The organism is Acidocella sp. MX-AZ02 (assembly GCF_000306035.1).
GTDB lineage: Bacteria > Pseudomonadota > Alphaproteobacteria > Acetobacterales > Acetobacteraceae > Acidocella > Acidocella facilis.
The window spans coordinates 1,260,466-1,267,081 of sequence record NZ_JH976207.1 but is presented as its reverse complement, the minus strand read 5'-3'; the positions used below and the strand labels follow the sequence as shown (position 1 = coordinate 1,267,081).

At 66.6% G+C, this 6,616-nt stretch carries 7 protein-coding genes and 1 pseudogene; 2 read left to right on the top strand and 6 right to left on the bottom strand.

All coding sequences use genetic code 11. The features are described from left to right. From MXAZACID_RS19205 to MXAZACID_RS06195, 6 genes are all read right to left on the bottom strand, one after another. The coding region (locus tag MXAZACID_RS19205; RefSeq protein WP_008493319.1) for an urease accessory protein UreD at positions 1-305 on the bottom strand (305 nt) is incomplete at its 3' end. Position 306: 1 nt separating this feature from the next. Then, positions 307-2,013, bottom strand: a complete 1,707-nt coding sequence (gene ureC, locus MXAZACID_RS06215; protein WP_008493318.1) for an urease subunit alpha — start codon at positions 2,011-2,013, stop codon at positions 307-309. Positions 2,014-2,016: 3 nt separating this feature from the next. After that, on the bottom strand, positions 2,017-2,709 hold the full coding sequence (locus MXAZACID_RS06210) for an urease subunit beta (RefSeq protein ID WP_008493317.1): 693 nt from the start codon (positions 2,707-2,709) through the stop codon (positions 2,017-2,019). Between the two features lie 59 nt (positions 2,710-2,768). After that, positions 2,769-3,446 (bottom strand): urease accessory protein UreF, encoded by a 678-nt coding sequence (locus MXAZACID_RS06205; protein WP_008493316.1) that lies wholly within the window; start codon positions 3,444-3,446, stop codon positions 2,769-2,771. After that, positions 3,443-3,892, bottom strand: coding sequence for an urease accessory protein UreE (locus MXAZACID_RS06200; RefSeq protein WP_008493315.1), 450 nt, complete (start codon positions 3,890-3,892; stop codon positions 3,443-3,445). The genes MXAZACID_RS06205 and MXAZACID_RS06200 overlap by 4 nt, the downstream gene beginning before the upstream one ends. Next, entirely contained in the window at positions 3,889-5,379 is a 1,491-nt protein-coding gene (locus MXAZACID_RS06195) for a leucyl aminopeptidase (RefSeq protein ID WP_008493314.1), read from the bottom strand. Before MXAZACID_RS06195 ends, MXAZACID_RS06200 begins: the two co-directional genes overlap by 4 nt. A gap of 87 nt (positions 5,380-5,466) precedes the next feature. Here MXAZACID_RS06195 and cysQ point away from each other — a divergent pair, with 87 nt between their 5' ends. Both cysQ and MXAZACID_RS06185 read left to right on the top strand, forming a co-directional pair. Further along, positions 5,467-6,225, top strand: coding sequence for a 3'(2'),5'-bisphosphate nucleotidase CysQ (gene cysQ / locus MXAZACID_RS06190; protein ID WP_008493313.1), 759 nt, complete (start codon positions 5,467-5,469; stop codon positions 6,223-6,225). Positions 6,226-6,269: 44 nt separating this feature from the next. Continuing rightward, positions 6,270-6,616 (top strand): annotated as a pseudogene (locus MXAZACID_RS06185) (hypothetical protein); the annotation flags it as partial.

The following is a 6,616-nucleotide window of genomic DNA, read 5'->3' as shown; positions in this document are numbered from 1 at the left end:
CTGGCATCGGCGCCGATCTCCAGCCGGATGCTTTGGCGGGCGGGTGCGGCATCGCCCTGGCGGCGCACGGCGGTGGCGGCGGGCTGCAGCAGATGCGCGCGCGCACCGGGGGCGAGGGTGATGTGCTGCGCCAGCGTTTCGCCGCCATGGATGCCGCCGGAGATGGATTGCAGCGTGAGCCGCGCCAGCGCCCCGGTGCGGGCGTGGGGCGCGGTGATCGCGTACGGGTAGGCAGCGAGGCGCTGGGTCAGGCGGGTGCGGCCATCCGCGCCGGGGGCGAAGCGCAGGCGGAGTTGGGGGCTCACCTCACCGCAGCATGTAGGCGCGGTTGAGCGGCACCTGCGCGGCGGGCGGACCGGCGAGCAGGCGGCCATCCGCGCGGACTTCGAAGGTTTCGCTGTCCACCTCGATGTTCGGCAAGGCGTCGTTATGCAGCATATCCTTTTTGCCGAGCCCGTTGGTGTTGGCGATGGGCAGGAAGGGTTTCTGCACGCCGAGCTTTTCCGCGCGCCCGGCTTCGATGGCGAGTTTGGAGACGAAGGTGGCGCCGAGTTTTTGCGGGGAGAGCCCGAGGCTGCCCCACATCGGGCGTTGAATGTTGGGCTCGCTATCCATCATGCTGCCATTCGCATCGCCGCATGTGGCCCAGACGATGAAGCCGCTCTTCATCACCACGCGCGGCTTGATGCCGAAGCTGGCACGCGGCCAGAAGACGAGATCCGCCATCCGGCCCGGCTGGATGGAGCCTACATAACCATCGATCCCCGCGGCGATGGCGGGGTTGATGGTGAGTTTGGCGAGGTAGCGCTTGATGCGCTTATTATCGGCGCGGGCGGTTTTTTCTTCCGGCAGACGGCCCTGGCGGCGTTTCATCACGCTGGCGAGTTGCCAGCATTTGGCCTGGTTTTCGGCCAGCCGGCCCATGCCCTGGCTATCGGTCGAGAAGATCGAGATCGCGCCCATGTCATGCAGCAGATCCTCCGCCGCCATGGTTTGCGGGCGCACGCGTGATTCGGCGAAGGCGAGGTCCTCGGGCAGGCGCCAGTTCATCGCATGGGCGAGGATGGTCATCGGCAGCCCTTCATTCAGCGCGTAGGCGGTGAAGGGGTTGGTGGGGTTGGTGGAGCCGGGCAGCACGTTGGCGAGGCCGTTCACGCGCAGTAGATCCGGCGCGTGGCCGCCGCCCGCCCCCTCGGTGTGGAACATATGGATGGAGCGGCCATTGATCGCGCGGATCGTATCCTCGCAGAAGCCATATTCATTGATCGTGTCGGTATGCAGGCAGACGGAAAAATCATGCCGGTTGGCGGCGATCAGGCAGCCATCGATGACCGCACCGGAAGCACCGAAATCCTCGTGGATTTTCACTCCCAGCGCGCCGCCGGAGACGGATTCTTCCACCGCCCCAGGGTCCGAACAGCCGCGCCCGAGGAAGCCGAAATTCAGCGGCGAGAATTCCGCCGCCTGGATGATCTGGCCGAGAATTTCCGGGCCGGAGCAGGAGACATCGAAATACGGGCCGGGCGACATGCCGATGATGGTGGTGGTGCCGCCGGCCAGCGCATGGTCCGATTGCTGCGGGCAGAGGAAATGCGCGTGGCTCTCGATGGCGCCGGGGGTGATGATGTAGGCTTCGGCGTGGTGCACGGCGGTGTTGGGGCCGGTGCGCAGATCCGGATGCACGCCATCCATGATATCCGGATTGCCGGCCTTGCCGATGCCGACGATCCGGCCATCGCGGATGCCGATATCGGCCTTGATGATGCCCAGCACCGGGTCGAGGATGGTGGCGTTCTGTACCACCGCATCCAGCGCGCCGGCGGCGCGGGTGCCGATGGTCTGGAAGCCTTCGCCGTCGCGCATGGCCTTGCCGGCGCCGGTGGTCAGCTCGTCGCCGTAGCTGGTGTAATCATGCTCGATCTGCGCGAGCAGGCCGGTATCGCCGAGGCGCACCATGTCGCCCTTGGTGGGGCCGAAGGTGGCGGCGTAGTCGGCGCGGGTCATTTTCACCATGGCTCAGGCTCCCTTATAGCCGCGCGCGCGGGCGGCTTCGTGTGCGGCGCGCGCAATCTCCGGATCGTCCAGCCGACCATTGGTCAACCCGGCCTGACCATGGATGAGGCGCGCCCCGGCCATGGCGACGAGGGTAATTCTTTTGGAAATGCCTGGCTCGAAGCGGATGCCGGCACCTGAAGGCACATCCAGCCGGAAGCCGAAGGCGGCGTTGCGGTCGAAATCCAAAGCCGGGTTGGCTTCGAAAAAATGCGCGTGGGAGCGGACCTGGATGTCGCGATCGCCGGTGTTCAGCACCTCGATCTCGATGCGTTCGCGCCCGGCATTGAGTTCGATCTCGCCCTCTTCGGGGATGATCTCGCCGGGGATCTCCACGCCCTGGTTTTCCTGGCCATCGGCGATCGGGCGGAAGACGATGACGAGCTTGGTGCCTTCGGGAAAATTGGCCTCGACGGCGATGAATTCGGTGAGGCTCGGCACGCCGGGTTCGACATCCTCCGGCGTGAGCAGGTTGGCGGCCATATCGACGATCCGCGCATAATCCTGGCCGCAGCGCGCGGCGAGCAGCATCTCATCGGCGATGAGGGCGACGGCCTCCGGGTGCGAGAGCTTGACGCCACGGGCTTTCAGCCGCCGCGCATGTTCGGCGGCGGTGAAAATGGTAAGCCGTTCCAGCTCAGTCGGCGACAGATTCATGCCCGAACTCCAGGATCAAAGTTTTTTGGTGCCGCTTTTTTTCAAAAAATCGGCGAAGCCTAATTCGAAAACAACTGCTGCGGCTGGGTCGGGTGCCGCATCATCGCAATATCCGCCAAGGGCGTGAATCCCCCAATCTCATCCAGCTTCGGCAAAGGCAGCGCCACCCATTCCGCCAGACGCGGCTGCAGTTTTTGCAACGCCATCTGCGCATCCAGCGCGCCGATCAGCCCGAGCCGCACCGCCGCCGAGCCCAGCGCCTGGGCGCTGGAATGGGCGGAGACGGCCAGAGCGGTGGGCAGATCCAGCCCGGCACCTGCGAGCACGATGCCCATCACCACCGGCAGATGCCCCGGCACCTCGCTTGCATTCACCCGGTCCCGGTAGGCGGCAGCACCCGGCGTGCCGAGGCGGACATGGGTGGACAGCAACGCCGCGCCGGCGCGGCGCGAGCCCTCGCGCGCGGCGGAGGCGAGGCTGAGGGCTTCGGTAAGCTCGTCAAGGTTCCTGAGCGCGTCTTGGTTGTTCGCGTTCAGGTAGGCATGGGCGGTCAGCGGCCGGTCCTGCGTGGCCCAGCGAAGCTGCATCTGGCCCTCCAGGAAGGATGGCCAGTCCGCCCGGGTGAGCAGACCGTCCGCCGCCAGGCTTTCCACCCCCCAGGAGAAGGCGAAGCCGCCGGAGGGGAATTGCCCGTCAGCGAATTGCAGCCCGCGCAGGAGGGACAGCGCGTCGCTCACTCCAGCACCTTCACCTTGCCGGCATGTTCCAGCTCCTGCAGCCGGGCCAGGTAGGTTTCGCGGGGATGGTCGATGGCGACCAGCAGGCAGCCTTCATCGAAACGCACCCGCCAGTGCAGATTGCCGGCCATGTAGCCCAGCTCCAGCCCGCCGCCATTTTGCGGCTGCAGCCGCAGCCAGTCCTGCGCGCCGACCTTCAGCACCACGGCCTTGTGGTCGCTCAGATGCAATACCGCGCCGTCAGTCAGGCTGACATCGCGGGGCAGCGCGATGAAGCAGGGCGTGCCGTGATCCGTGTGCGCGTGGAAGCGCCGGCGGGGCAGGTCCTCTTGCGTGACCACCAAAGTTTCGACATGCCCGCCATGATGGCCGAGATCGTGAAGTTTCCTGGCCAGGGCAGGGTCGTTCTTGTCGCCCAGGATGGTCTCGATGAGCAGTTCGCTCATGCTTCGAAGCCGCGGGCGAAATGGTCGAGCAGGCGCACGCCGAAGGCCGTGGCGCCTTTCGGGTTGACGCCGGCATCCTTGGTCGCCCAGGCCATGCCGGCGATGTCCAGATGCGCCCAGGGTGTGTTGTTGACGAAGCGCTGCAGGAATTGCGCGGCGGTGATGGAGCCGCCAGCGCGGCCGCCGCCGATATTCTTCACATCGGCAATGGCGGAATCGAGCTCCTTGTCATAGGCCTCGCCTTCCTTGGCCAGCGGCATGCGCCAGAGCTTCTCGCCGACGATCTCGCCGGAGGCGACGAGTTTTTCCACCAGCTCGTCGCTGTTGGAGAACAGCCCTGCATATTCATGGCCGAGCCCGACGATGATGGCGCCGGTCAGCGTCGCCAGATTGACCATGAATTTCGGCGCGAAACGCTCCTGCGCGTAATAGAGCACATCCGCCAGCACCAGCCGGCCTTCGGCATCGGTGTTGAGAATCTCGACGGTTTTGCCGGCATAGCTCTTCACCACGTCACCCGGACGGGTGGCCGAGCCGGAGGGCATGTTCTCGACCAGCCCGACCAGACCGATCGCATCCACCTTGGCCTTGCGCCCGGCCAAGGCCGCCATCAGCCCGGAGACGGCGCCGGCGCCGGCCATGTCCCATTTCATGTCCTCCATGCCGGTGGCGGGCTTCAGAGAGATGCCGCCGGTATCGAAGGTCACGCCCTTGCCGACGAAGACCAAAGGCTCTTTCGGCTTCTTCGCCTTTTTCTCGTCGCCGCCGGAGGCGCCGAGCCATTGCATCACCACCATGCGCGGCTCGCGCACCGAGCCCTGGGAGACCGCGAGCATGGTGCCGAAGCCCAGCTTCTCCAGCTCCTTCTGGCCGTAAACCTCGATCTTGAGGCCGAGCTTCTTCAGCCCTTCCAGCCGCTCGGCGAATTCCGCCGGGTAAAGGATGTTGGCCGGCTCGGAGACCAGGTCGCGGGCGAAATCCACGCCGTTCGCCAGCGCCTTGGCGCTGCTCCAGGCGGCTTCGGCCTCCTTCGGCGCGGCGCAGAGCAGTTTCAGCTTTTTCAGCTTCGGCTTGGCCTCTTCCTTTTCGGTGGTGCGGTATTTGTCGAACCGGTAGGCGCGCAGGCTGACCCCCAGGGCGATCTGCGCGGCCTCGTCGGCGCTGAAGCCGGCGGTGACGAGGCTGGCCTCGCTCTCCTGGCTCAGGCTGGTGGCAAGCGCCGCCCCCAGCAGCTCGGCCCGGCGCGGCGCATCGGCCTTGCCGGTGCCCAGCAGCAGCACGCGCTTATAGCCGCCGATATGGTAGAGATTGAGGCTCTGCCCGGCCTTGCCCTTGAAGCTGGCGGCCTCGATCGCCTTCGCCAACGCGCCGTCATGGCGCTCATTCAGGGCGGCGGCGTCCTCGCGCAGAGGCGCGTCCTCCGCCAGGGGGAGCACCAGCACCCCGTCTTTCGGCAATGCGGATTTCGCGAACAAGATCTCGACCATGCGACTACCTTCCGTCTTCAAACTGCCGCAACCATATCACCGCCGCGTATCTTGGCCAGCCGGGGGGAGGGGGCTAAGCTTCAGCGCATGCAGGATCTTCTTTCGCTTGCCGTGCGCCTGGCCGACGAGGCCGCTGCCGCCATCCGCGCCATCCGCGCCGCCGGGTTCGAGGTGGAGACCAAGGGCGACGAGACCCCGGTGACGATCGCCGACCGCCAGGCGGAGGCGCTGATCACCCAGGGCTTGCGGGCCGCGGTGCCGGCGATCCCGGTGGTGGCGGAAGAGGAGGTGGCGGCCGGGCGGATCACCGCGACAGAGATGATGTACTGGCTGGTGGACCCGCTGGATGGCACCCGCGAATTCGCCGCCGGGCGGGATGAGTTCGCGGTCTGTATCGGGCTGATCGTGGGCGGCGCGCCGGTGCTGGGGGCGGTGGCCTCGCCGGCCTTGAACGAGCTGCATTTCGGGCTGGTCGGGCAGGGGGCGTGGCGGCGGCAAGGCGGGGCGGAGGCGCGCATCCAGGCCCGGCGCCCGCCAGAGGAGGGGCTGAGCGTGTTCGCCTCGCGCCATTACCAGGACGCGCCGGAGCTGAAAGCCTGCCTGGCGGATTACCGGGTGGCGGAGCTGGTGAATATCGGCTCGGCGCTGAAATTCCTGCGCCTGGCCGAAGGGGTGGCGGATTTCTACCCGCGGCTGGGGCGGACGATGGAATGGGACACGGCGGCGCCGCAGGCGGTGCTGGAGGCGGCTGGCGGGGCGGTGCTGACGCGCGACGGGACGGCGCTGCGCTATGGCAAGCCGGGCTGGGAAAACCCGGATTTTTTCGCCTGGGGTAAACGCTCTTAATCTCGCCATCATGAAGTCATGATCCGGCGCACTATATAAGCGTCATGAAACGCATTCTTGTTCCCTTTCTGGTGGCCGGGTCGCTGGCATCCCTTACAGGCTGCGTCGAGAGTCCTGGCGGTTATGGGTACGGCCGTCCGGATGGCGGTTATTATTCGTCCGGCGGCTATTACCAACCGGGTGGCTATTATTACGGCCAGCCCGGTTATGTGTCCGGCGGCGGCGTCTTCATCGGCGGCGGCGATCATGATGGCGGCTGGCATGGCGGCGATCGCGACCATGATGGTGGCTGGCATGGCGGGCCGGATGGGCGTCCTCCGCCGGGCGGCTGGCATGGTGGCGGCCAGGATGGCGATGGGCATGGCGGCCCTGGCGGTCGGCCCGGAGGCCC

What these genes read in the sequence shown, in the direction of transcription:
- ureC (WP_008493318.1), bottom strand. Translation starts at nt 2,013, where the DNA reads ATGGTGAAAATGACCCGCGCCGACTACGCCGCCACCTTCGGCCCCACC.
- MXAZACID_RS06210 (WP_008493317.1), bottom strand. Translation starts at nt 2,709, where the DNA reads ATGAATCTGTCGCCGACTGAGCTGGAACGGCTTACCATTTTCACCGCC.
- MXAZACID_RS06200 (WP_008493315.1), bottom strand. Translation starts at nt 3,892, where the DNA reads ATGAGCGAACTGCTCATCGAGACCATCCTGGGCGACAAGAACGACCCT.
- MXAZACID_RS06195 (WP_008493314.1), bottom strand. Translation starts at nt 5,379, where the DNA reads ATGGTCGAGATCTTGTTCGCGAAATCCGCATTGCCGAAAGACGGGGTG.
- cysQ (WP_008493313.1), top strand. Translation starts at nt 5,467, where the DNA reads ATGCAGGATCTTCTTTCGCTTGCCGTGCGCCTGGCCGACGAGGCCGCT.